This is a genomic window from Nocardia sp. NBC_01327 (genome assembly GCF_035958815.1).
Taxonomy (GTDB): Bacteria; Actinomycetota; Actinomycetes; order Mycobacteriales; family Mycobacteriaceae; genus Nocardia.
Genome location: NZ_CP108383.1, coordinates 1,095,782 through 1,119,119, shown reverse-complemented (window position 1 = coordinate 1,119,119; position 23,338 = coordinate 1,095,782). Strand labels below are relative to the sequence as shown.

The 23,338-nt window shown below is 66.5% G+C and carries 21 protein-coding genes; 11 read left to right on the top strand and 10 right to left on the bottom strand.

The features are described from left to right. Positions 1–99 precede the first annotated feature (99 nt). Both OG326_RS04975 and OG326_RS04970 read left to right on the top strand, forming a co-directional pair. Positions 100–1,266, top strand: coding sequence for a steroid 3-ketoacyl-CoA thiolase (locus OG326_RS04975; protein WP_327143436.1), 1,167 nt, complete (start codon positions 100–102; stop codon positions 1,264–1,266). A gap of 361 nt (positions 1,267–1,627) precedes the next feature. Further along, positions 1,628–2,044 carry a helix-turn-helix domain-containing protein gene (locus OG326_RS04970; RefSeq protein ID WP_011207048.1) on the top strand — a complete coding sequence of 139 codons (417 nt, stop codon included), beginning with the start codon at positions 1,628–1,630 and terminating at the stop codon, positions 2,042–2,044. Positions 2,045–2,773: 729 nt separating this feature from the next. Here the strand turns inward: OG326_RS04970 and OG326_RS04965 are convergent. The 5 genes from OG326_RS04965 to OG326_RS04945 form a co-directional block, all read right to left on the bottom strand. Beyond that, a complete protein-coding gene (locus OG326_RS04965; protein WP_327143435.1) occupies positions 2,774–3,811 on the bottom strand; it encodes a hypothetical protein in 1,038 nt (345 codons plus the stop codon). 73 nt (positions 3,812–3,884) lie between these two features. Then, positions 3,885–4,394 carry an ImmA/IrrE family metallo-endopeptidase gene (locus tag OG326_RS04960; protein WP_327143434.1) on the bottom strand — a complete coding sequence of 170 codons (510 nt, stop codon included), beginning with the start codon at positions 4,392–4,394 and terminating at the stop codon, positions 3,885–3,887. Between the two features lie 10 nt (positions 4,395–4,404). Then, positions 4,405–5,721 carry a hypothetical protein gene (locus OG326_RS04955; RefSeq protein WP_327143433.1) on the bottom strand — a complete coding sequence of 439 codons (1,317 nt, stop codon included), beginning with the start codon at positions 5,719–5,721 and terminating at the stop codon, positions 4,405–4,407. A gap of 482 nt (positions 5,722–6,203) precedes the next feature. Next, the gene (locus tag OG326_RS04950) at positions 6,204–7,115 is read right to left on the bottom strand and encodes an SDR family oxidoreductase (RefSeq protein WP_297627296.1); all 912 of its coding nucleotides are present in this window, start codon (positions 7,113–7,115) and stop codon (positions 6,204–6,206) included. Positions 7,116–7,159: 44 nt separating this feature from the next. Further along, the gene (locus tag OG326_RS04945; protein WP_327146379.1) at positions 7,160–7,948 is read right to left on the bottom strand and encodes an SDR family oxidoreductase; all 789 of its coding nucleotides are present in this window, start codon (positions 7,946–7,948) and stop codon (positions 7,160–7,162) included. 73 nt (positions 7,949–8,021) lie between these two features. On the opposite strand from OG326_RS04945, the gene OG326_RS04940 reads away from it, so the two are divergent. The 4 genes from OG326_RS04940 to OG326_RS04925 are packed head-to-tail and all read left to right on the top strand — an operon-like array spanning position 8,022 to position 11,522. Then, positions 8,022–8,801, top strand: a complete 780-nt coding sequence (locus OG326_RS04940; RefSeq protein WP_327143432.1) for an enoyl-CoA hydratase family protein — start codon at positions 8,022–8,024, stop codon at positions 8,799–8,801. 5 nt (positions 8,802–8,806) lie between these two features. Beyond that, a complete protein-coding gene (locus OG326_RS04935) occupies positions 8,807–9,685 on the top strand; it encodes a CoA transferase subunit A (RefSeq protein ID WP_327143431.1) in 879 nt (292 codons plus the stop codon). Beyond that, positions 9,685–10,443: a CoA-transferase subunit beta gene (locus OG326_RS04930; RefSeq protein ID WP_327143430.1), complete on the top strand. Its 759-nt coding sequence runs from the start codon at positions 9,685–9,687 to the stop codon at positions 10,441–10,443. The genes OG326_RS04935 and OG326_RS04930 overlap by 1 nt, the downstream gene beginning before the upstream one ends. Beyond that, complete coding sequence (locus tag OG326_RS04925) at positions 10,440–11,522, top strand: NAD(P)H-dependent flavin oxidoreductase (protein ID WP_327143429.1); 1,083 nt, start codon at positions 10,440–10,442, stop codon at positions 11,520–11,522. Before OG326_RS04930 ends, OG326_RS04925 begins: the two co-directional genes overlap by 4 nt. Before the next feature lie 202 nt (positions 11,523–11,724). Here OG326_RS04925 and OG326_RS04920 read toward each other — a convergent pair whose 3' ends face one another. Continuing rightward, the gene (locus tag OG326_RS04920) at positions 11,725–12,561 is read right to left on the bottom strand and encodes an SDR family oxidoreductase (RefSeq protein ID WP_327143428.1); all 837 of its coding nucleotides are present in this window, start codon (positions 12,559–12,561) and stop codon (positions 11,725–11,727) included. An 84-nt stretch (positions 12,562–12,645) separates the two neighbouring features. On the opposite strand from OG326_RS04920, the gene OG326_RS04915 reads away from it, so the two are divergent. The 5 genes from OG326_RS04915 to OG326_RS04895 all read left to right on the top strand — a co-directional run bounded on the left by OG326_RS04915 (position 12,646) and on the right by OG326_RS04895 (position 18,568). Next, positions 12,646–13,503: a metallophosphoesterase family protein gene (locus OG326_RS04915; RefSeq protein ID WP_327143427.1), complete on the top strand. Its 858-nt coding sequence runs from the start codon at positions 12,646–12,648 to the stop codon at positions 13,501–13,503. Between the two features lie 174 nt (positions 13,504–13,677). Beyond that, entirely contained in the window at positions 13,678–14,658 is a 981-nt protein-coding gene (locus tag OG326_RS04910; RefSeq protein WP_327143426.1) for a cation diffusion facilitator family transporter, read from the top strand. Between the two features lie 329 nt (positions 14,659–14,987). Continuing rightward, complete coding sequence (locus OG326_RS04905; RefSeq protein WP_442791006.1) at positions 14,988–15,953, top strand: cytochrome c oxidase assembly protein; 966 nt, start codon at positions 14,988–14,990, stop codon at positions 15,951–15,953. Between the two features lie 59 nt (positions 15,954–16,012). Continuing rightward, positions 16,013–17,071, top strand: a complete 1,059-nt coding sequence (locus OG326_RS04900; RefSeq protein WP_327143424.1) for a hypothetical protein — start codon at positions 16,013–16,015, stop codon at positions 17,069–17,071. Between the two features lie 144 nt (positions 17,072–17,215). Continuing rightward, positions 17,216–18,568: an FtsW/RodA/SpoVE family cell cycle protein gene (locus tag OG326_RS04895; protein WP_442790916.1), complete on the top strand. Its 1,353-nt coding sequence runs from the start codon at positions 17,216–17,218 to the stop codon at positions 18,566–18,568. Position 18,569: 1 nt separating this feature from the next. Here OG326_RS04895 and OG326_RS04890 read toward each other — a convergent pair whose 3' ends face one another. The 4 genes from OG326_RS04890 to OG326_RS04875 form a co-directional block, all read right to left on the bottom strand. Further along, a complete protein-coding gene (locus tag OG326_RS04890; protein WP_327143423.1) occupies positions 18,570–19,946 on the bottom strand; it encodes a uracil-xanthine permease family protein in 1,377 nt (458 codons plus the stop codon). A 654-nt stretch (positions 19,947–20,600) separates the two neighbouring features. Then, positions 20,601–21,752 (bottom strand): acetyl-CoA C-acetyltransferase, encoded by a 1,152-nt coding sequence (locus OG326_RS04885; RefSeq protein WP_327146377.1) that lies wholly within the window; start codon positions 21,750–21,752, stop codon positions 20,601–20,603. A gap of 74 nt (positions 21,753–21,826) precedes the next feature. Continuing rightward, positions 21,827–22,435 carry a TetR/AcrR family transcriptional regulator gene (locus OG326_RS04880; RefSeq protein WP_405133730.1) on the bottom strand — a complete coding sequence of 203 codons (609 nt, stop codon included), beginning with the start codon at positions 22,433–22,435 and terminating at the stop codon, positions 21,827–21,829. Between the two features lie 44 nt (positions 22,436–22,479). After that, positions 22,480–23,235: a hypothetical protein gene (locus OG326_RS04875; RefSeq protein ID WP_327143422.1), complete on the bottom strand. Its 756-nt coding sequence runs from the start codon at positions 23,233–23,235 to the stop codon at positions 22,480–22,482. Between the last annotated feature and the right edge of the window lie 103 nt (positions 23,236–23,338).

Below are 23,338 nucleotides of genomic sequence, written 5' to 3'. Positions count from 1 at the left end.
ATATTCAAGCACAGGCGGTAAGACTAGGGAAGGAACCAAAATTGTCTTACATTACCTGTAGAGAACTTGTTCCAGTTCTGATCCGGAAGGAATGACATCGTGGGTACCCCCGTCATCGTCGAGGCCGCACGTACACCCATCGGCAAGCGCAACGGCTGGCTGGCCGGACTGCACGCCGCGGAGCTCTTGGGCGAAGCACAGAAGGGACTGCTCGCGCGGACCCCGCTGGATCCAGCTCTGGTCGAACAGGTCATCGGCGGCTGCGTGATGCAGGTCGGCGAGCAGTCCAACAACGTCACCCGCACCGCCTGGCTGCACGCCGGACTGCCGTGGCAGTCCGGTGCGGTCACCATCGACAATCAGTGCGGTTCGGCGCAGCAGGCCGCGGGTCTGGTCGCCGGCCTCATCTCCACCGGCGCGATCGAGGCCGGACTGGCCTGCGGCCTGGAGTCCATGAGCCATGTTCCGTTGGGCGCCAACGTCGGAACGCACGCCGGGCCGCGCCGTCCGGCGTCGTGGGATATCGATATGCCCAACCAGTTCGAGGCGGCCGAGCGAATTGCCAAGCGGCGCAGCATTACTCGCGACGATGTCGACGAGTGGGGCGAGCGCTCGCAGCGGCTGGCCGCGCAGGCGTGGGAGCAGGGCCGGTTCGACCGCGAGGTGCTGACCATCAAGGGTGCCCCGCAGGTCGACAAGGAGGGCAATCTCACCGGCGAGGTCGCGGACATCAGCCGCGATCAGGGTCTGCGCGCGACCACTCGCGAGGGCCTGCTGAAGCTGAAGCCGGTGCTGGAGGGCGGAATTCACACCGCGGGCACCTCCTCGCAGATTTCCGACGGCGCCTCGGCCGTGCTGCTCATGGACGAAAATGCCGCGCTGCGTGAGGGTTTGCGCCCGCGCGCCCGCATCGTGGCGCAGTGCCTCGTCGGCGGCGAGCCCGAATTCCATCTCGACGGTCCGGTGCAGGCCTGCCAGCGACTGCTGGAGCGCAGCGGGATGAGCATCGGCGATATCGACTTGTTCGAGATCAATGAAGCTTTCGCGTCCGTGGTGCTGTCGTGGGCGTCGGTGCACAAGCCCGATCTGGATCGCGTGAACGTCAACGGCGGCGCGATCGCCATCGGACATCCGGTGGGCAGCACCGGAACCCGGCTCATCACAACGGCTTTGCACGAGCTCGAAAGGTCCGGCAAGCAGACCGCCATGATCCTCATGTGCTGCGGCGGCGCGCTCGCAACGGGCACCATCATCGAGCGGATCTAGGTCACTTCAATCATTTTCGGCCTAGGTTGAACGTTCATCCCACTTGTCGTGAAACGTGGCGTACGCCACACAAACTCCGCTACAGACAAGAAGATGAGACGTCAGCTATCTTAGGGTTACCGACGGCCCGTCGTGGAAGACCTTCGCGACGGGCCAGAACCGGGACTCTTAAGCCCTCCGCAAGAACGGTGGCGCTGGCCCGCAAACACCCAAGCCACGGCCGGTTCACCGGATCACCGCCTAGAAGCTTCAAGGAAATCGCGGATCAGGCGTAGGTTTTCAGTTACTGAGCCGCTAATATCAATGATACGTATCCGAGATAACGACTGTTAGTACAGCGAAGGGAATTGGGCGGCTCACAATGGCTGATTTCGCGGCGCGGCTGAACAAGCTGTTCGAAACCGTGCATCCCCCGGGGCGAAAGCCGCACACCAACGCAGAGGTGGCGGCCGCATTGACGGCCTCCGGCCATCCGATCTCGAAACCGTATCTCTCGCAGTTGCGGTCGGGACAGCGCACGAACCCCTCAGATGAGACGGTGGCTGCGCTGGCGAAGTTCTTCAAGGTCAAACCGGACTACTTCTTCAACGACATCTACGCAGCCAAGATCGACCATGATCTCGAGCTGTTGTCCCAGCTGCAGGGCTATGGACTCCGTCGTCTGTCGAGTAGGGCGTTCGATCTCTCCGAGGAATCTCAGAACCTCCTCACCTCCATGGCGGAGAAGTTGCGGGCCAGCGAAGGGCTGCCCGAAATTCCTCCTGACGGCACGGAATAGGTCCTGATTCGAGGCATCACGGTGTGGCCGACTCGGAGGTCGCATCGTGCTGGTTCGTCTCAGGACTGATCCCTGCCCGACCAGGTACTGCAGGTGCCTGGCCCCGGTGTGGTGAACGGCGCTGCTTGCAGGGCAGCGCCACTCACCGCTGAGCCATGCGGCTCGGATGAAGAGTGTTGCACCGGTCTCAGCATGCTGAGGCCATGTGGCGTAGACCCCTGCGCTGGTGCATTATGCACAAACCTGGTGTTACTCGAGCCGGTTCACCCCGGACCTTGATCGCGCCGTTATGTGCAGTATGTCGTTTTGTGTGATGTGAGCGTTTCGCCCTCAATGCACCATCTGCGACAAGTGCCCTATTGTGCTGTGTGCACAATAAATATGGGTCGCGTGCACAAAGTCAGTTGTGTCTAGTGCACAAGAAGTGCGCAAATCGGTCGCGGCATTGTGCCAACCGTCATGGCATTGCGTCCAACTAAGGCATGCCAAAGTAAAGCGCATCCCAAGTAAGTCTTCTTATGCGCACAAATAAGACCTTGGCTCAACTAAGCCATAGGCCCGGCGATCGCAGGGGCCCGATCACAATGCGGGTATCTCCGATTAGCGCGCCGTGTGTACTCCGGCTGACGCTCTGCGGTACTCCTGGCCAGCACCGGGTGAACTTCCCACCCGGACTGTGTGAACTTCGACTAGCGGGGCATCCAGCCGGGCCGGTGCCGTACGGCACCGCTACCGCCGCTGTGCGGCACTCCGGTCCACGGGCGCTGCGGCATTCGCGGCGCCGGCATCGAAGGCGCGGGCAATGGCCTGGACCCAGCCGCGCGGACCGACTCCCGGCGGCGGTGCGATCCAGCGGCCGTCGATCAGTACGTCGCCGAAGGGATTTCGGGCCCACTCGGCCACCTTGACCGCGCGTTCGGCCACCGCATCCGGCGGAGTTCCGGCGCCGGGCAGTTCCATACCGCCGCCGGACTGCAGATACATCGCATCCATGATCTGGGCCACCTGGTCGGAAGCCTTGAGCTGCGTGGCTGTTCCGGTCTGATCCTTCGCGACCACCTCGGGGAAACGGGCGATCAGGACACGATGCAGGGTGCGAATCTGCTTGAGCAGCAGTCGAGCTCGCGCCCACAGCTCGATCACGATCCAGACCGCGCCGACCGCCACGAGCAGGCTCGCGAGCTGCCAGACCGGCCAGAACCAGTCCCCCGCATCCGGCTTCGCCATCGCCTCGTGCCGGAAACCGCGATAGACCGACAGTGCGGCGAGCACGCCGACCACCAGGGTGCCGGCGGTGTAGAGCGCGATACCGCGGCCGAGTGCGGTCCAATCCAGGTTCCGCACACCGGTGATCACGATGAACAGGCATTCCAGCGCCACCGCGATCCAGCCGAAGGTGATCGACCACAGCAGGGTGAGCGCCATGGCGAGCGCGCCGACCGCATAGATCGCCCACGCGACATGGCGCAGATTCCGGCGCGATACCACCGGCCAGGCGGCGGCCGCGACCACCGAGGTGGAATTGCCGAACAGAATCCACGACGCGGTGGTGAGACGATCGGAGAACCAGTCGCCGTGCACCCCGTTCGGCAGCAGATGATCCACTGCCACAGCGACTTCCGGAATGCAGATGGTGGCGGCGAGCGCGACCGACGCCACCGCGATCACGATCGCGACGCGAGAAGTGGTGGCAGGCTTCACCAGCACGCGACCGACCCGGGCCCCCGCGGCCATCCAAATCAACAGGGCAGTCAGCCAGAAGGTCATGCGGTGCCCTTTCGCGGATGCCCGAGGGGCCCTACGTGGTTACGCAAGCTGCCGCCTCCGGGCCCTGACTCGGTCATCCCAGCGCCTCATCGAATCGAAGGACCGAGACGCCTGCGCCTCGGTTGTTGAATACGCGCAGTCGGGTCATGAGCATGCTGGCGAAGGTCTCCGCCTCCCATTCGCACTGCTCGTCCTCGCCGAGATCCACCGCCTGGTGCGCGCGCTGACTGAGCATGTAGGCGATGAGATCGTCGCTGGCCTCGAGCACCACCTCGGTCGCCGCCTCACCCGGATGGTCGAAAACGATGTGCCCCAACTCGTGTGCGAGCGTGTGATCGCGGCTCGGCAGCGCCGCGGCCAGCACGATCACATCCTTGTCCGGATAGGAGCGGCGCTGACCGCAGACGCCGGGACCCAATTGGGCGCTGGCGATCTCGATCATCCGGCGGCGCTCCGCGGAAATCGCGAGTACCACCTCGTCGAGGCTGGTGGCGTCGAAATCGGCGGCCACCGCGCACACCGCGTCCACCGCCGCAGCCACCCGCCGGTAGGACCCGATGCTATGTGCCCGGCTCTCCGTCATCTCGGTCCCCTCATACCCTCGGTCCGAAGAACAGGGCGCGCGCGGCGTCGACCCGCGCCTGTGCCGCCGAAGCGCCCTGGAAGCTCACCGCGCCGGAGCCCGCACCCGCCAGCGTGAGTGCGATCAATCCGCCGATCACCGAAAGCATCTGCACCGGCGGCAGCGGGGTATTGGCCGAGGTCGGCCGCACCTCCGGATTCGGTTGTGCCAGTACGGGCGCCGGCGCCGGTGGGGGCGGCGGCGCGGGCGCCGGCGGCGCCTCGGGAGCCGGTGCGGGTGGCGCGGGCGCGACCACCGGCGCGACGGCGGGCAGCGGCACATCCGGCGCCGACGGGATCTGCAGCGGAACCGGCGGCACCGCGGGGGCGGCCGGGCTCGGCGGCGGAATCAGCAGAAGCAGCAGCGGTGAGGCACAGACGCCGGCGGAGCCGACCGCGGCCGAACCGACCGCCGCGGAACCCGCTGCGGCAGAACCGGCGGCAGCGGAGCCCGAGGCCGCCGAACCGCCGCCCACCGAACCGGCGCCCGCGGAACCCGCACCGGCCGAACCGATTCCGGCGGAACCGGCGCCCGCCGATCCGGCAGCGGCGGAACCGGCACCGGCGGAACCGGCTCCGGCACTGCCACCGACCGTGGAGCCCAGTGCGGCCGAACCGATTCCGGCGGAGCCGACCGCGGCGGAACCGGTGCAGAGCGCGCCCAGACCGGCGGAGCCGACGGCGGCGGAACCCACGGCCGCCGAACCGACTGCGGCGGAACCTGTTCCGAGGAGGGTGGCGAGCAGAGTCGCGCCGGCGCCGACACCGGCGGAACCGACCGCCGCGGAGCCGAGGCCGAGCGCGGAGCCGGTGCCCGCGCCTGCCGAACCGACTGCCGCGGAACCTGTTCCGAGCGCCGCGGAACCGGTAGCGAGTCCGGCGGAACCGGTGCCGAGCAGCGCGGAACCGGTGCCCGCACCCGCGGAGCCGACCGCGGCCGAACCGGTGCCCAGCGCGGCCGATCCGGTGCCGAGCAAAATACCGAGGCCGGTCGCGCCCGCACCGGCCGAACCGGCCGCGGCGGAGCCGACGCCTGCCGAACCGACGCCTGCCGAACCGGTCCCGAGACCGAGAATCGCGGCCAGCAGATCAGGCGGACCGGCAACGGGATTCGCCGGTGCGGTCACGGCGAGAGGTGCGGGAGCTCCGACGGTGGGCTGTGCGCCCGTGCCCGGCGCGGGGTCGAGATCGATGCCCGTCTGCGCCTGGGCGGGGATCGGCCCGAGCAGCGCGGAACCGGTGACGGCGCCGACAACCGCCGCCAAGCGCAATGCACGACCAATGATCATGCGACAGCCATCCCCTCATCGATACTGCGCAGTCTGCGTGCCCCAACGGTGTGGAGCGATTCACATCGGCCCCGACTGCCCCGATTGCCGGACCTTTGCGGAACGCGGTCATCGTACCGGCCACCACCTCACCCCGCACAACTCCGTATGCCATTAGGGGATTCAACAAACCGTACGCCTGCCATATAGCCGCTGTACCGAATACCAGCAAGTGGGACAGCACAATTGGCAGACTCTGCCAACCTGTAATCCCCGCCTCACCCCCGGAACAGGCCCCCGGTGAGCCACCCCCAGCCACCCAACAGCGACATTTAGGACCAACCAGACAGCTACTTATCCGGCACTCTTCGCCACCGTCTCCGACCGGCGACGCAGCGATGAACGCACAGCAGTAGCAGACAACTGAGCAAACAAACATCGCCGGCACTCCCGTGGGAGCGCCGGCGATGTGGGTGTTGCTGTGTATTCGATCTTGTTAGTTCCTACGCGCCGTAGACCGGCTCCGGGGTGGTGGCCTTGGAGAGCAGGTCGCGGACGACCGGGCCCAGCTCCGCCGGCTCCCAGCGGGCGCCGCGGTCGGTGGAGACGCCGTGCCGCCAGCCGTCGGCGACCGTCACCTTGCCGCCCTCGACCTCGAACATGCGGCCGGTGACACCGGCGGAATCGGCGCTGCCCAGCCAGACCACCAGGGGCGAGACGTTTTCCGGGGCCATGGCGTCGAAGCCGTCCTCGGGGGCGGCCATCATATCGGCGAAGACCGTTTCGGTCATGCGGGTGCGGGCCGCCGGGGCGATGGCGTTCACGGTGATGCCGTAGCGCGCGAATTCGGCCGAGGCGGTGAGGGTCAGGCCCGCGATGCCGGACTTGGCGGCGGAGTAGTTGCCCTGGCCGACCGAACCGAGCAGGCCCGCGCCGGAGCTGGTGTTGATAATGCGGGCCTCGGGCTGACGGCCGGCCTTGGACTCGTTGCGCCAGTAGTCGGCGGCATGGCGCATCGGGGCGAAGTGGCCCTTCAGATGCACCTTGATCACGGCGTCCCACTCGTCCTCGGCGAGGTTGACCAGCATGCGGTCGCGGACGATACCGGCATTGTTGACCAGCACATCCAGGCGGCCGAAGGTCTCGATCGCGGTGGCGACAAGACGGCGCGCGCCCTCCCAGTCGGAGACGTCGTCACCGTTCACCACGGCTTCGCCGCCGGCGGCACGGATCTCCTCGACGACGCGGGCGGCGCCGGAGTCGGCACTCGGTGCACCGTTGAGCTCGGCGCCCAGGTCGTTCACCACGACCTTGGCTCCGGCGGCGGCGAACGCCAGCGCGTGCGCGCGGCCGATGCCCTGGCCCGCGCCGGTCACGATGACGACGCGGCCGTCGCAGATCTTGTTGTCGGTCATATCGATTACCTCGCTGGGTGAGTGAAAAGGGGGAAGGGGTCCGGCTAGTGGCCGGAGACGGCGGGGACGTCGGCGGTGGAGGCCTGCAGGAAGGCCGGCTTCTCGCCGCCGCCGTGCACCAGCAGTGAGCTGCCGGTGATGTATTCGGCCAGGGGGGAGGCCAGGAATGCGGCGGTGCGGCCGATGTCCTCCGGAACCGCCATGCGCTGCATCGGCACCGTGCTGCTGACCGCGGCGATACCGTCGTCGTCGCCGTAGTGCAGGTGCGAGGATTCGGTATTGACCAAACCGACGATGACCGAGTTCATCCGGACCTTCGGGGCCCATTCCACCGCGAGCGACGAAACCAGGCTGTCCACACCGGCTTTCGCGGCGCCGTAGGCGGCGGTGCCGGGCGAGGGGCGGTGGCCGCTCACGCTGGAGATCATCACGATCGAGCCGCCGCCGTCCTGCCGCTGCATGACGTCATTGGCGACCTGCGAAACCAGCAGCGGAGCGAGCAGATTCAACTGGATGATCTTGGAGTGGAAGTTCGGACTGGCATCCGCTGCCAATGCGAACGGTGCACCGCCCGCATTGTTGACCACGGTGTCGAGTCGCCCGTATTTCGCCACGATCGTATCCACGAGTTCGCGCACCGAATCCGGGTCGCGCACATCGCAGGGCAGGAAGTCGATGCCCCGCCCATTGCTCTCGACGGGTACGTCGGCGGGCCGCCTGGCACAGGCCACCACGGTCGCGCCGGCGTCCAGGAATACCCGGCTGATACCGGCCCCGACTCCGCGGACGCCGCCGGTGACCAGAACGACCGAGCCGGAGAGGTTCACTTCGATTGCCACCGTGCTAACCTACCAAGCACTTGCTTGTTTTGCCAACGATGGGCAGCTCCAACTCAAAGGAGGCGCGATGGGAATCATCCGTCACACCGAAACCGAAGGCGTGGAAGTCGTCACTGTCGACTACCCGCCGGTCAACGCTCTGCCCTCCGACGGATGGTTCGCGCTCGCCGATGCCGTGACCGCCGCCGGCCGCAACCCGGAGACCAAGGTCGTCGTGCTGCGCGCCGAGGGCCGGGGCTTCAACGCCGGTGTGGATATCAAGGAGATGAACGCGGATACCGGGCATACCGCCCTCATTCGCGCGAACCACGGCTGCTTCGCCGCCTTCGCCGCCGTCTACGACTGTGAAGTACCGGTCGTCACCGCCGTGAACGGATTCTGCCTCGGCGGCGGCATCGGCCTGGTCGGCAACTCCGATGTCATCATCGCCTCCGACGACGCGACCTTCGGCCTCCCCGAGGTCGACCGCGGCGCGCTCGGTGCGGCCACCCATCTGTCCCGCCTGGTCCCCCAGCACCTGATGCGGACCATGTTCTACACCGCGGGCACGCTCACCGCGCAGCAGCTGCACCACTACGGTTCGGTGTTCAAGGTCGTGCCTCGGGCCGAACTCGACGCTGCCGCAATGGAAGTCGCCAAGAACATCGCCAATAAGGACGGCCGCGTCATTCGCGCCGCCAAGAAGGCGCTGAACGGCATCGATGTGCAGGACGTGCACAAGTCCTACCGGTTCGAGCAGGGCTTCACCATGGAGCTCAACCTCGCCGGGGTGGCCGATGAGATTCGCGCGCGGTTCGATGATGATCTCGCTGCCCAGAAAAAATCAGCACAGCAGAAGGGGGCGTAAGAACTATGCGTGACAAGAGGATGAGCCTCGACGAGGTCGTGGGCGAGCTGCGCAGCGGCATGACCATCGGCATCGGCGGCTGGGGTTCGCGCCGCAAGCCGCTGGCCTTCGTCCGCGCGATTCTGCGTTCGGACATCAAGGATTTGACCGTCGTCACCTACGGCGGGCCGGATCTGGGTCTGCTGTGCTCGGCGGGCAAGGTCAAGAAGGCGTACTACGGCTTCGTCTCCCTGGACTCCGCGCCGTTCTACGATCCGTGGTTCTCCAAGGCGCGCACCAGCGGTGAGATCACCGTGCGTGAAATGGACGAGGGCATGGTCAAGTGCGGTCTGCAGGCCGCTGCCGCGCGACTGCCGTTCCTGCCGATCCGCGCCGGGCTCGGTTCGGATGTCGTCAACTTCTGGGAGGGTGAGCTGAAGACTGTTCAGTCCCCTTACGCGGATGCCGACGGCCGCACCGAAACCCTCATCGCCATGCCCGCTTTGAACCTGGATGCCTCGTTTGTGCACCTGGATCTGGGCGATAAGCACGGCAATGCCGCCTACACCGGCGTCGATCCGTACTTCGACGACCTCTACAGCCTGGCCGCCGAGCGGCGCTACCTGTCGGTGGATCGTCTGGTCGATACCGATGAACTGGTGAAAGCCGTTCCGCAGCAGGCGATCATCCTCAATCGCATGATGGTCGACGGTGTGGTCGAGGCCCCCGGCGGCGCGCACTTCACCTTCTCCGGCAGCTACGGCCGCGACGAGAAGTTCCAGCGCCACTATGTCGAGGCCGCCAAGACCCCCGAGTCCTGGGCCGAGTTCAAGGCCCGCTTCCTGGACGTCTCCGAGGACGAATACCAGGCTGCCGTCCGCGCTTTCGCCGAGGAGCAGAAGTAATGACCGAGACCACCACCATCACCCGGGCTGAGATCTGCGTTGTCGCGGCGGCGGAGATCTTCCGCGGCGCGGGCGAGATCATGGCCAGCCCGATGTCCACCGTCACCACCATCGGCGCCCGGCTGGCGCGGCTCACCTTCGAGCCGGATCTGCTGCTGTCCGACGGTGAGGCGCTGCTGTTCGCAGAGGTCCCGCCCATCGGCGGCAAGGCTCCGGTCGAAGGCTGGATTCCGTTCTCCAGGGTGTTCGACGTGGTCGCCTCCGGGCGTCGCCATGTGGTCATGGGCGCCAACCAGATCGACAAGTTCGGCAATCAGAACCTGTCCGCCTTCGGGCCGCTGCAGCAGCCGTCGCGGCAGATGTTCGGTGTGCGCGGCGCCCCGGGCAATACCATCAACCACGCCACCAGCTACTTCGTGCCCAAGCACAATAAGCGGGTGTTCGTCGAAACCGTCGATATCGTCTCCGGAATCGGTTACGACAAGATCGATCCCGAGAACCCGGCCTACCGGTTCCACCACCTGCACCGGGTGGTGTCGAATCTGGGCGTGTTCGACTTCAACGGCCCGGACCACACCCTGCGCGCGCTGTCGCTGCACCCGGGCGTGAGTGCCGACGAGGTCGCCGAGAACACCACCTTCGAGGTCGCGGGCCTCGCCGACGCCGGCGAAACCCGTCTGCCCACCGAGGAAGAGCTGCGGATCATCCGAACCGTGCTCGACCCCAAGGGCTTCCGCGAAAAGGAAGTACAGGCATGACCGCTCGGCTGAAGACTCCGCTGACCGAACTGGTCGGCATCGAGCATCCGATCGTGCAGACCGGTATGGGCTGGGTCGCCGGACCGAGCCTGGTCTCCGCCACCGCCAATGCGGGCGGCCTCGGCATTCTGGCCTCGGCGACCATGACCTTCGAAGAACTCGAAGTGGCCATCGCCAAGACCAAATCGCAGACCGACAAGCCGTTCGGCGTGAATATCCGGGCCGACGGTTTCGACGCTCCCGAGCGCATCGAACTGCTCATCCGCGAGCAGGTGAAGGTCGCGTCCTTCGCGCTCGCGCCCAAGAAGGAACTCATCGCGCGCCTGAAAGACAATGGCGTGGTGGTGGTTCCGTCCATCGGCGCGGCCAAGCATGCGGTGAAGGTCGCCTCCTGGGGCGCCGACGCGGTGATCGTGCAGGGCGGTGAGGGCGGTGGCCACACCGGTTCCGTCGCCACCACGCTGCTGCTGCCGTCCGTTCTGGACGCGGTGGATATTCCGGTCATCGCCGGCGGTGGTTTCTTCGACGGCCGTGGTCTCGCCGCCGCGCTGTCCTACGGTGCGGCCGGTGTCGCCATGGGCACCCGCTTCCTGCTCACGCAGGAGAGCAGTGTGCCGGAGGCGGTCAAGCAGGAGTACCTGCAGCGCGGTCTGCAGGACACCATCGTCTCCACCAAGGTCGACGGCATGCCGCACCGGGTGCTCAATACCGAACTGGTGCAGAAGCTGGAGAACTCCGGCCGCTACCGCGGATTCGCCGCCGCGGCCGCGAATGCCTTCAAGTTCAAGGGCATGACCGGCATGAAGTGGTCGACCATGGTCAAGGACGGCATCGCCATGCGCAAGCACAAGGACCTCGCCTGGTCCCAGGTGATCATGGCCGCCAACACCCCCATGCTGCTGAAAGCCGGTCTGGTGGAAGGCAATACCCACGCGGGTGTGCTCGCCTCCGGCCAGGTCGCCGGCATCATCGACGACCTCCCCACCGTCGAAGCCCTCATCGACCGCATCATCACCGACGCGATCGCCCGCATCGACGCCCTCGCGTCCTACCGCGTAAGCGACCCCGCCACCGCCTGACCCACCCCCTCCCGCGCTGCGGATCACCCCGCACCGCCCCCAGCTGCGCGGCCCGACACGATCGGCCGCGCACCAGCGGATCCGAACGACCTCGGATCCGTCGTGGACCGGTATTCGTACCCTCCGCGCACAGGGCCGCCACCGGAACCTCTCGCCCGGTGGCGGCTTTGTTGCATCACGAACCTGGGGTGACGGATTGCTGCTAACGCTTGCCTTTGATGCCGGAGGCCATGGCGAGGACGGCGTCGAGGATGGGGGTCGGGGTGAGGGAGGTGGCGAGGAGTTGGGCTTTGCCGGCTAGGCCTACTACGTAGCGGGACTTGGGGTTTCGGGCGGTGAGGGCTTTTTCGACTTCGGCTACGACGGTGTCGGTGGGGGCGGCTATGCGCTGGACCTGCTGGGCCATTTTGCGCATGCCGGCCAGGTGGGGGCCGTAGAGGTCGAGTTGGGCGGGGGTGAGCTTGGCCGTGGTGGTGTCGACCATGGTGACGGCGTCTGCCCACATATCGGTGGCGATGGGGCCGGGTTCGATGAGGGAGGTGTGGATTCGCCAGGGGCGCAATTCGATTCGGAGGGCGTCGACCAGGCCCTCGAGGGCGAATTTGGAGGAGTTGTAGGCGCCGGTGCCGGGGGTGGAGATGCGGCCGCTGAGGGAGGAGATGAAGACGATGCGGCCGCGGGTGGTGCGCAGGCGCGGGAGGACGGCCTGGGTGACGGCGAGGGTGCCGAAGACATTGATCTCGAATTCATTGCGCAGGGCATCGAGTTCGAGGAGTTCGACGGGGCCGTCGGCGACCACGCCGGCATTGTTGACCACGGCGGTCAGATCGGCGGGAAGGACGGCGTCGAGGGCGGCGATGTGCTCGCTGTTCGTGACGTCCAGCAGCACCGGGGTGATGCGGGAGTCCAGTGCGACGAGCGCGTCCCCGTCGGACAGTTTGCGGACACCGGCGTAGACCTGCCAGCCCTGCTGCGCCAGGCGCACACTGACGGCCTTACCGATCCCCCGGGCCGCGCCGGTTACCAACACAGAGTTCATGACGGCCAGCCTAGGTCGGGCGTTCCGGACGCGCCGGGGCAAATAGGTGATGCCGGGCAGGCGTGCAGCTGCGAGCATGTCCCGATGGGGAATGTCTTGATCGCCGGTGATGTGCACGGGAACACCGCGCATGCGCTGAAGCTGGTGCAGGTCGCGGTGGACAACGGGTGCTCGAAGGTCTTCGCGGTGGGGGATTTCGGCGCGTGGGAGCACATGCAGTCGGGGCGGCGGTACTTCGACGTGGTGAACAAGGCGGCCCGCCGGGCCGGGGTGACGGTGTACTTCCTCGACGGCAATCACGACAAATCCTCGCTGCTGCACGAGCTCTACGACGAGAAGCGTGATGAGGAGGGGTTCCTCGTCTGCCGGAAGCACTTGCGGTTCGCGCCGCGCGGACACCGCTGGACCTGGGAGGACACCACCTTCGCGGCCTTCGGCGGGGCCCGGTCCACGGATAAGGGCTGGCGGCTGGCCCGTGAGGCGCGCAAGGAGGAGCAGGCGGCGATACGGCGGCGATACGGCTCCGGGCGGCATCCGAATACGGCCGGAATGCTGTGGTTCCCGGAGGAGGAGATGACCGATGACGAGCTGGAAACCCTGCTCGCCGCACAGGATTCACCGGTCGACATTCTGCTCACCCACGACAAACCACGCGCCTCGGCGCCGAAGTTCAATCGCAAGAACAAGCCGGAGTGCTTCCCGAACCAGGACCGCATCCAGCGGGTGGTCGAGCAGCTGCGGCCTGCCCTGCACTTCCACGGCCATCTGCACTACCGCTATACCGAGAGCATCCCGTCCGGCCCCGACCACTGGACTCGCGTCGAAGGTCTGGCCGCCGATCCGGATGCCTCGCACCACCCCACCTACACCGTCGAACAATCCTGGACGGTTCTGCAACTCCCCCACGCCTCGGCGGCGTACGCCACACCCGCGGCGGGCTGACCTGGCCGAATGGACGCCGGTGGCAGCCCGTGCACTGCCGCCGCCGGTGCATCTTTGCAGCGGGAACAGCCGCTGCGAGACACACGGTTCGACCTGGATGACATGTCCTCAACCTTGCACACATAGCGATGTATGCATATGATCGCCTGCGGTCGGCATTGAAAGGAGAACGACGTGGGTGCAGGACACGCGCACAGCCATGATCACGGTCACGGGCATTCGCACGGAGCTTCGGCCGACAGCGATAAGCGCTGGTTGGCGGGCGCACTGGCGCTGATCGTGGCGTACATGATCGGCGAGGTCGTGGTCGCCGTGCTGTCCGGATCGCTGGCACTGCTCTCGGATGCGGCGCATATGCTCACCGACGCGGCCTCGATCGTGCTCGCGCTCTGGGCGATTCGACTCGCCGCGCGGCCCGCCGCGGGACGGATGACGTTCGGCTGGAAGCGCGTGGAGATCCTCTCCGCCATGGCCAATGGCGCGACGCTGCTGGTGCTCGCGGCCTGGCTGACCTTCGAGGCGGTGCGCCGACTGTTCGATCCGCCGGAGGTCACCGGCGGACTGGTGCTGATCACCGCGCTCATCGGTGTGGTGATCAACCTCATCGCGACGCTCATGATCAGCCGAGCCAATCGCACCAGCCTCAATGTCGAAGGCGCGTATCAGCACATCCTGACCGATATGTACGGCTTCATCGCCACGGCCGTCGCCGGCGCGGTCATCATGTTCACCGGATTCGTGCAGGCCGACGTGATCGCCACCCTGATCGTGGTCGCACTCATGGTGAAGGCCGGAATCAGCCTGGTCCGCGCCTCCAGCCGCATCTTCCTGGAAGCCGCACCGGAGAACCTGGACCCCAGCGTGATCGGCGCCGCCATGGCGGGCCGCGACCACGTCGTCGAGGTGCACGACCTGCACATCTGGGAAATCACCTCCGGCTCCCCCGCCCTCTCCGCACACGTCCTGGTCGAACCCGGCTACGACTGCCACGCCGTCCGCGAGGACCTGGCCCACTTCCTCGCCCACGACCACCACATCGACCACGCCACCCTCCAGGTCGACCACGCCCAGTCGAATATCCTCACTCTGGGCCGAGATTCAGAGTCCCACTGCGAGGACTCCCACGGCCCATCACACACCGCCGCCCAGTCATAGGACCGGCCACGCGAATACGCCCCACACCATCCAGTCCGGGGCGATCGAACTCGAAGTCACCGCGCCATTCGACGTAGTCACCTCGTCATCCCGGCGCGCTTTTGGCCGGGATCCACTGCAAAGGGCAGAAGCACGGCTTGTGTGGATCCCGGCCAAAACCATGCCGGGATGACGAGGTTGCTCATGCCGGGGGCCGACGGGGTTGCTCATGCCGGGGGCCGACGAGGTTGCTGTCGTGACCGGTGTCCCCCGCGAGCCCGGCCCGAAATCGCGGCGAGGTCGGCCAGCGCATACTGGCTGACGTGAATTGGATCGACACTCCGCTGACCATGGGGTCTCTGCTGACGTCTTGGCGGTGGGACATCACGACCGTTGTGATCACGCTGGTCATCGGGTTGGGTTATGGGCTGGCCTGGTTCGTGGGGCGGAGGCGGGGGGCGGAGCTTCCTTCGGCGGGGCGGGCTGCGTGTTTCGGGCTGGTGGGGCTGGCGGTGTGGCTTTATACCGGGGTCGGGGTGGTCGGGGTTTATTCGGACACGCTGTTCTGGGTGCGGGCGTTGCAGACGTTGCTGCTGCTGTATCTGGTGGCGTTCGGGCTGGCGGCGGGGATGCCGTTCACCGTATTGCGGGCGGCGCTCGGGCCGAAGGGGCAGGAGCGGCTCGATCGAATTCTGAACAGCCGCATTGTCACCGGGCTGACGTTTCCGCTGGTGCCCTCGGCGGCAATGCTGTTGACGCCGTGGGTGCTGTACTTCTCGCCCTGGTACGAGTCGATGCTGCGCAACGGCACGGTCGATGCGGTGTCGCGGGTGGGGTTCGTGGTCATCGGCTTCGTGTACTTCTACTCACGGCTGCAGGCCGATCCGACACCGCGGCGCTACCCGCAGTCGATCTCGCTGCTGATCACGGTGGTGGAGTCACTCGCCGATGGCGTGCTGGGCATTGTGGTGTGGCTGGGACCGGTGCTGTTCACCGATTACTACCAGGAGGTCGGGCGCACCTGGGGTCCGAGCCTGCGGATGGATCAGACCGCCGGCGCGGGCATTCTGTGGCTGCTCGGCGATGTGCTCGGTATTCCGTTCGCGCTCATGGTCATGCGTTCGTGGGCCGATGACGAGCGGCGTAAGGCGCGCCAGGTCGATGCCGCATTGGACGCGGCCGCGAGCACGGCGGAGCAGGCGAAATCGACTGCGGCCGAGAACGATTCGACCGCGCCCGCACCCGCGCAGCCGCAGACCACCGGGCTGTGGTGGGAGAACGACCCGCAATTGAGCGAGCGCTTCCGCCGACGCTGACCCATCGAACCTCGTTCTGTGCCATCGTTGTCCGGATGTTCGGCACGCGTGTGGCAAAGATGAGATGGCGCCCCGAAGCGGGGCGACTGGTAACCGTCATGGCCGTCTGCTTCGGATTGACGGTGGTCATTACCCGCCTGTATCTGATGGCGTCGGGATATCCGAAGATCGGCGGCAGCACCTATCACATCGCGCATGCCCTGTTCGGCGGATTGCTGCTGGTCATCGCGGCGCTGGTGGCACTGCTCTCCTCGGCACGGCATGCGCTCACCGTCACGGCGGTGCTCGCCGGAATCGGCTTGGGCCTGTTCATCGACGAGGTGGGCAAGTTCATCACGACGGACAACAATTACTTCTTCCCGCTGGCCGCGCCCATCATCTATCTGGCCTTCCTGTGCATTGTCGCGGTCGCCCTCTTCGCGGACCGCCGCCGGATCCGCCCGCCGCTGCTGGCCCTGGGCGAGGTGACCGTGGCGGTCGGGCAGCTCACCGGCACCCGCATGCGCCCGGAGGAACGCGCCACCCTGCTCGCCGAACTGAATGCCCTCGACAGCAGTGGTTTCGGACCGGACGAGCGGGAACTCTGCGATGCGCTGACCAGCTATTTGAATACCGTGCACGCGGACACCCGGCCCGCACTGCTGGTGCAGCGCGAGCGCCGGCTGGAACGGCTCGAACGCACACTGCTGCCCCTGCCCGCGCTGCGCATCGGACTCATCGTGGTGCTGCTCGGACATGCCGTGTGGACGGTCGTGCATCTGGTGCTCGCCGTGTTCATTATTTCGGGGCGGCATATGCCCGATGCCTCGCTCGATCACCTGCTGGACGTGAGCCAGCATCACGGCTGGAAATCCCTGGCCGGACTGGCGATCGCCGCTGCCGCCGAGGTGCTGGTCGGCATCGGGTGTGCGGCCGCGGCGGCACTGTGGTTGCGCGGGCGCGAAGAGATCGCGGTGCGGCTCGGTATCTGGTCCAGTGTCATCTCGCTGACCGTGGTGAATGTGCTGGCCAGTTATTTCAGCCAGTTCCTGACCGTGTTCACCGCGCTGGCGGAGGCGCTGCTGCTGTGGCTGCTCATTCGATACCGCGCCCGGGCCGCTGCCGGTCCGCACCGATAACCGCGTGGCGGGCACCGGAAAAACGCCTCGGCTGCGCGCACCTCGCCGCCCGCGTTACTGTTGGGCGTGAACAGGTTTCGGCACAGTTCGCACGCGGCCGGGTCGCCCGGACGTACCTATCGTGGCGCTGAGCTGGTGTTGTGCGTGGGTGCGCTGGCGGTCACGGCATTCGCGGCGATGATCTTGTCAGCCGCCGACGGCGCGGGCACCGGCGTGTCCACACTGCGCTCGCTCGGGGTGTTCGCCGTACTCACACTGGCCGCGCATCTGGTGGTCCGGTGGTGGGCGCCCAGCGCGGACCCGGTGCTGCTGCCCTGCGTGGTGCTGCTCAACGGTCTGGGCCTGGTGCTCATCGAGCGGCTCGATCATGAGAATCCGCTTTCCAGCGGGAGCACCCAGTCCTCGGACGCGGCACACCAGTTGATCTGGACCGGAATCGGAATCGCGCTCTTCGCGCTGGTGCTCGCCGTGGTGCGCGATCACACCACCCCCGCGAAATTCGGCTACACCTGCGGGCTGGCGGGCCTGGGCGCACTCCTCGTCCCGGCGCTGCTGCCCTCGCGATTCAGCGAGGTCAACGGCGGTAAGAGCTGGATTCTGCTGCACGGCTTCTCGATTCAGCCCGGCGAATTCGCCAAGGTGCTGCTGCTCATCTTCGTCGCCTCGTTCCTGGTGGCCAATCGGGAGCTGTTCACCTCGGCGGGCCACCGCTTCCTCGGTATGACCTTCCCCCGGCTGCGAGATCTGGGCCCGCTGCTGCTGGTCACCGTCGCCGCGGTGCTGGTGCTCATGTACGAGAAGAACCTGGGCTTCTCCCTGCTGATCTTCGGCACCGTGCTGGCCATGATCTATATCGCCACCGATCGGGTGTCGTGGCTGATCATCGGATTCACCATGTTCGCGATCGGCGCCACCCTCGCCTATCAGCTGTTCCCGCACGTGCGGGTGCGCGTGGAAGTCTGGCACGACCCGTTCGCGACGTATTACACGACGGGATACCAGATTTCGCAAGCGCTGTTCGGCATGGCCACGGGCGGCCTGCTGGGCACGGGCATCGGTGCGGGCCGGCCGCAGGAGGTGCCGTTCGCGAAGACCGACTTCATTGTCTCCACCATCGGCGAGGAGCTCGGACTGGTCGGACTGACCGCGGTCATCGTGGTCTTCCTTATCCTCACCATTCGCGGCTTCTCCGCCGCGCTCAATACCCGCGACGCGTTCGGCAAGCTGCTCGGCGGCGGGCTGTCCTTCTCCATCGGCTGGCAGTTGTTCGTGGTGGTCGGCGGTGTCACCAAACTGATTCCGCTGACCGGTCTGACCACGCCGTTCATGTCGTACGGCGGGTCGTCGCTGCTGGCCAACTACATTATCGTCGCGCTGCTCATCCGGATCTCGCACGATGCGCGCACCGCACCGCCGCCCCCGGTGCGGCCGCCGGTCGCCCTGGCCGAGGCTCGCACCGAACATGTTTCGCGCCGGTGGCTCGCCAAGCCGCAGTGAGCTAGGCCGGTTCGTCGTAGGACGAGGTGCCCTCGTCGAGCAACGGCTCTTCCCTCCGGTAGTGCGCGGGCGCGAGCAGCCGCAGTACGTGATAGCCGGTGATCACGACCACCGTGCCCAGCGCGATACCGCTCAGCGTGAAGGTGTCGGTGAATTTCATGCTCACATTGCCGATGCCGATGATCAGGCCCGCGGCGGCCGGGACCAGGTTCAGCGGATTGCGCAGATCGACCCGCGCGGTGGTCCAGATCTGCGCGCCGAGCAGGCCGATCATGCCGTAGAGAATGACCGTGATACCGCCGAGCACACCACCCGGAATGGCGGCCACCACCGCGCCGAACTTCGGGCACAGACCGAACAGCAGCGCGAAACCGGCTGCGGCCCAATAGGCGGCGGTCGAGTAGACGCGGGTGGCGGCCATGACGCCGATATTCTCCGAATAGGTGGTGTTGGGCGGTCCGCCCACCGCCGTCGAGAGCATGGAGGCCACACCGTCCGCGGCGATGGCGGTGCCGAGTTTGTCGTCCAGCGAGTCGCCGGTCATCTCGCCGACCGCCTTCACATGCCCGGCATTCTCGGCGACCAGCGCGATCACAATGGGCAGGGCGACCAGGATCGCCGACCATTCGAAGGACGGCGCGTGCAACTGCGGCAGTCCGATCCACTCCGCCCGGCCCACACCGGACAGATCCAGCCGCCAGTGGTCGGTGACCGCGCCGCTGCCGTCGGCCGAGTGGATCTTGCCGAACACCCGGTCCAGTACCCACGAGAAGGCGTAGCCGAAGACCAGACCCAGGAAAATCGCGATGCGCGACCAGAATCCGCGCAAAGCCACCACCGCCAGCCCGGTGAAGAGCATGACCAGCAGGGCTGTCCACTGATCCTGCGGCCAGTAGGTGGAGGCCGTCACCGGCGCGAGGTTGAAGCCGATCAGCATGACTACAGCACCGGTCACCACCGGAGGCATGGCGGCGTGAATGATCCGGGCCCCGAACCGCTGCACCGCCAGACCGATCAGAAACAGCACCGCTCCCACGGCGAGGCAGGCGCCGGTTACCGTCGCGCTACTGCCGCCCTGTGCGCGGATGATCGCTGCCACACCGACAAACGACAGCGAGCACCCGAGATAACTGGGCACCCGGCCACGAGTCGCGAGCAGGAACAGGACGGTCGCGACACCCGACATCATGATGGCCAGGTTGGGGTCCAGGCCCATCAGTACAGGTGCGACAAAACTCGCACCGAACATGGCCACCACGTGCTGGGCGCCCAAACCCAGTGTGCGCGGCCAGGACAGCCGCTCATCAGGCCGGACCACCGCGCCCGGTGCGGGTGTGCGCCCGTCGCCGTGCACGGTCCAGCGGACACCCAGATCCATCGACAGCCCGCTTTCTACCGATCCGGAAACAATCCCGGCCATCGTAGTGCGAGCAAACCCTCAGCTCCGAGTCACACGCGGACGGTCCACATCCCCGCGATCAGGGCAGCACGCGAATCTGCTGCCTCATGTCGTGGTCGGCATGGTCGAGAGTGTGGCGGCGCCAGACGTAACCGCAAATTTCGAAGCCCAGCTCCGCCACCGGCGGCCAGCGCACCAGGACGCGGGCAATGGTGCCGGCCGGGCATTCGACGGTGTCCTTCCAGCCGAATTACCAAGGCGGAGGCGACTGTTGGGGTCCGAGCGCAAAGGCATCCGCCGATGGCGCCCAGCGCACACCGAATTTGTTGAACATTCGGACTGGCCTGGCCGGAATGTATTACCTGCGACATGAATTCGATACCGGAGCGGGCAACCCACTCGGGCTCGGTCCGAAAGGCAATGCGCGCCAATTGATCACGTCTTGCATCCCGAGTCGGCCCCGATACCGGCCGCCCGAAACCCCCACTGCGCGTTTCCGGTAGATCCCGGTGATAACGATGCATCCCCGACGTGGCGGTCAATTCCCCCACTGCCGAACGTATCTCGAATATCGGAGGCCGCCCACCCGGAATGGGTGTGCGGCCTCCGAAAGACCTCTCGGCCCAGTCGAACTCAGCCGAGACGCTCGATAATGGTGACATTGGCGGTGCCGCCGCCCTCACAGATGGTGAGCATGCCGTAGCGGCCGTTCACCCGCTCCAGCTCGTTCAGCAGCGAGGCGAAGAGCTTGGCGCCGGTGGCGCCGAGCGGGTGGCCCAGTGCGATGGCGCCGCCGTTGACATTGACCTTGTCCGGATTCGCGCCGGTCTCCTTGAGCCATGCGAGCACCACCGAGGCGAAGGCCTCGTTGATCTCGATGACGTCCATATCGTCGATGGTGAGCCCGGTCTTCTCCAGCGCCCACTTGGTGGCCGGAATCGGCGCGGTGAGCATGTAGATCGGATCGGCGCCGCGCGCGCTCACATGGTGGATGCGGGCACGCGGGGTGAGGCCGTACTCCTGCACCGCCCAGTCCGAGGCGAGCAGGGTCGCGCTGGAGCCGTCGGAGATCTGGCTGGCGAGCGCGGCGGTGATCCGGCTGCCCTCGGCGAGCGGCTGCAGCCCGGCCATCTTCTCCAGCGTGGTCTCGCGCGGGCCCTGGTCGATCCAGAAATCGCCGACCGGCACGATCTCCCGGTCGAACTTGCCCTCGGCAATCGCCTTGCGCGCGCGGTCGTGGCTGCGCAGCGCCCACTCCTCCATATCGCGGCGGGAGATGTCCCACTTCTCGGCGATCATGTTCGCCGAATTGAACTGCGACACTTCGGCGGTGCCGTAGCGGTGGTCCCAGCCCTGCGCGCCCACGAACGGGCCCTCGAAGCCGTACTGCTGACCCGCGAGCATGGCCGCCGAGATCGGGATGGCGCTCATGTTCTGCACACCGCCGGCCACGATGACCTCGGAGGTGCCGGACATGATGGCCTGCGCGGCGAAGGTGATGGCCTGCTGCGAGGAGCCGCACTGGCGGTCCACGGTCACACCGGGCACCGACTCCGGGTAACCGGCCGCGAGCCAGGCGGTGCGCGCGATATTTCCGGCCTGCGGCCCGATGGTGTCGCAGCAGCCGAACACCACATCGTCGACGACCACGGGGTCGATCTCATTGCGGCCCATGAGTCCACGCAGCGCCGCCGCACCCAGATCGGCCGGGTGCACGGCCGCGAGCGCCCCGCCGCGCTTACCGACCGCGGTACGAACGGAGTCGATCACATACGCGTCCCGCATGGGTGCGTACTGACGGCGAGAGGGTGCTGACATGGTGAACTCCTACTGCTGACTGCGGGCTGAGATGAAAAGTCTTATCGCGCTTCGGGATTGGTCAATCCGTCGAGCACGATGGTCAGGTACTGCTTGGCGAGGCTGTCGACGGTGATCCGGCCGCCGGGCTGATACCAGCGCACCGACACCCACACGGTGTCGCGCAGGAATCGGTAGGCCAGTTCGATATCCAGCTCCGGGCGGAAGCCGCCCTCCTCGACGCCGTTCGCGAGCACCTGGTGCCACAGCTCGCGGAACTCTTTGTTGTATTCGTCGATGTAGCCGAATCGTGGTGTGCCACTGAGCCGCTTGGCCTCGGCCTGGTAGATGGCGACCGCGGCGTGCCACTGATCGAAGGATTCGTAGGACGCGACCACCAGCGCCTCGAGGGTGTCGCGGGCGCTGAGCCCCGAACCGACGATCTCGCGGTAGCGCCCGAAGAGGTCGTCGAGGAAGCCGCGCAGGATTTCGTCCACCATGGCTTCTTTGGAATCGAAGTGGTGGTAGAGACTCCCGGATAGAATCCCCGCGGCATCGGCAATGTCACGGACCGTGGTGGCGCGCAGTCCTCGCTCGGCGAAGAGATTGGCGGCCAGGCCGAGCAGCTCGCTACGGCGCGCCGACTTGGAAGGCTCCGATGGTGGGGTCACGATCCCCAATATACAACCAAGCATTTGCTTGGTCGAGTGCGGGTTTATCTCACGGAGTAGCGCAGGGGCGACGATACGGATAGGTCGGCCAGCAGGCGATCGCAAATGACTATGGGCGAGATCCCGGCTCGGGCCATGCGGGCCACCAGTGCGAGCCGCCTTTCCGGACTGTCCCACTCGACGGTCAACGGTTCGAGACCGGGTCCGGCATCGACCGTCGCCATGACATGCGCCGGGCTGTCGTCATGTGCGGGGACTTCGCTGAGTTTCAACACCATCCCCCGCTGCCATGCCCGATATGTCTCCATATCCGCGCCCTCCACCAATTTGTCGGTGGCCGCGCACAATCCCTTCGCTATGCCATCCGCGAAGGCGATGCGGTCGTAGCTGACCCGCCCGCAATCGCGCACCACCTCCAGCAGATCCGCGCGGACTTCGCACAGCAGTACCGCCTGTTTCCGCCGCCGCTGCTCATCCTCGGAAACCGGATGCCAGGACTCCCGCACCAGGCCGATTCTGCGGGCGCGATCGCGATCGCGAATCATGTCCGTGCGCAGTGCCGCTCGCGGGTCGCGGGAAATCTCCACCTCGTCCACCGCATGCTGTTCCAGAATCTGCGCGGCGCGCATGGCGGTGGCGCGTTCGGAATCGTGGTCGAGCAATTCGGCGCCCAGCGTCAGCGCCGCGAGCACGACATTGTCGAGTCTTCGGCGCGCAAGAACGACCTCGCGCACCAGCTGTAGTTCCAGCCCGTCATCGGGCTGCTCTGGAGCTGCTTGTTGTCGGCGATCCGGACCCATGGGTCGCGCCCTTCGACTATGCGGAACCGGCCTAAACCAGGATTACACAAGGAGAGCACCGGCGCGCCAGCCATTGTGCGCACCGAATAAATTCGTCGGCGTC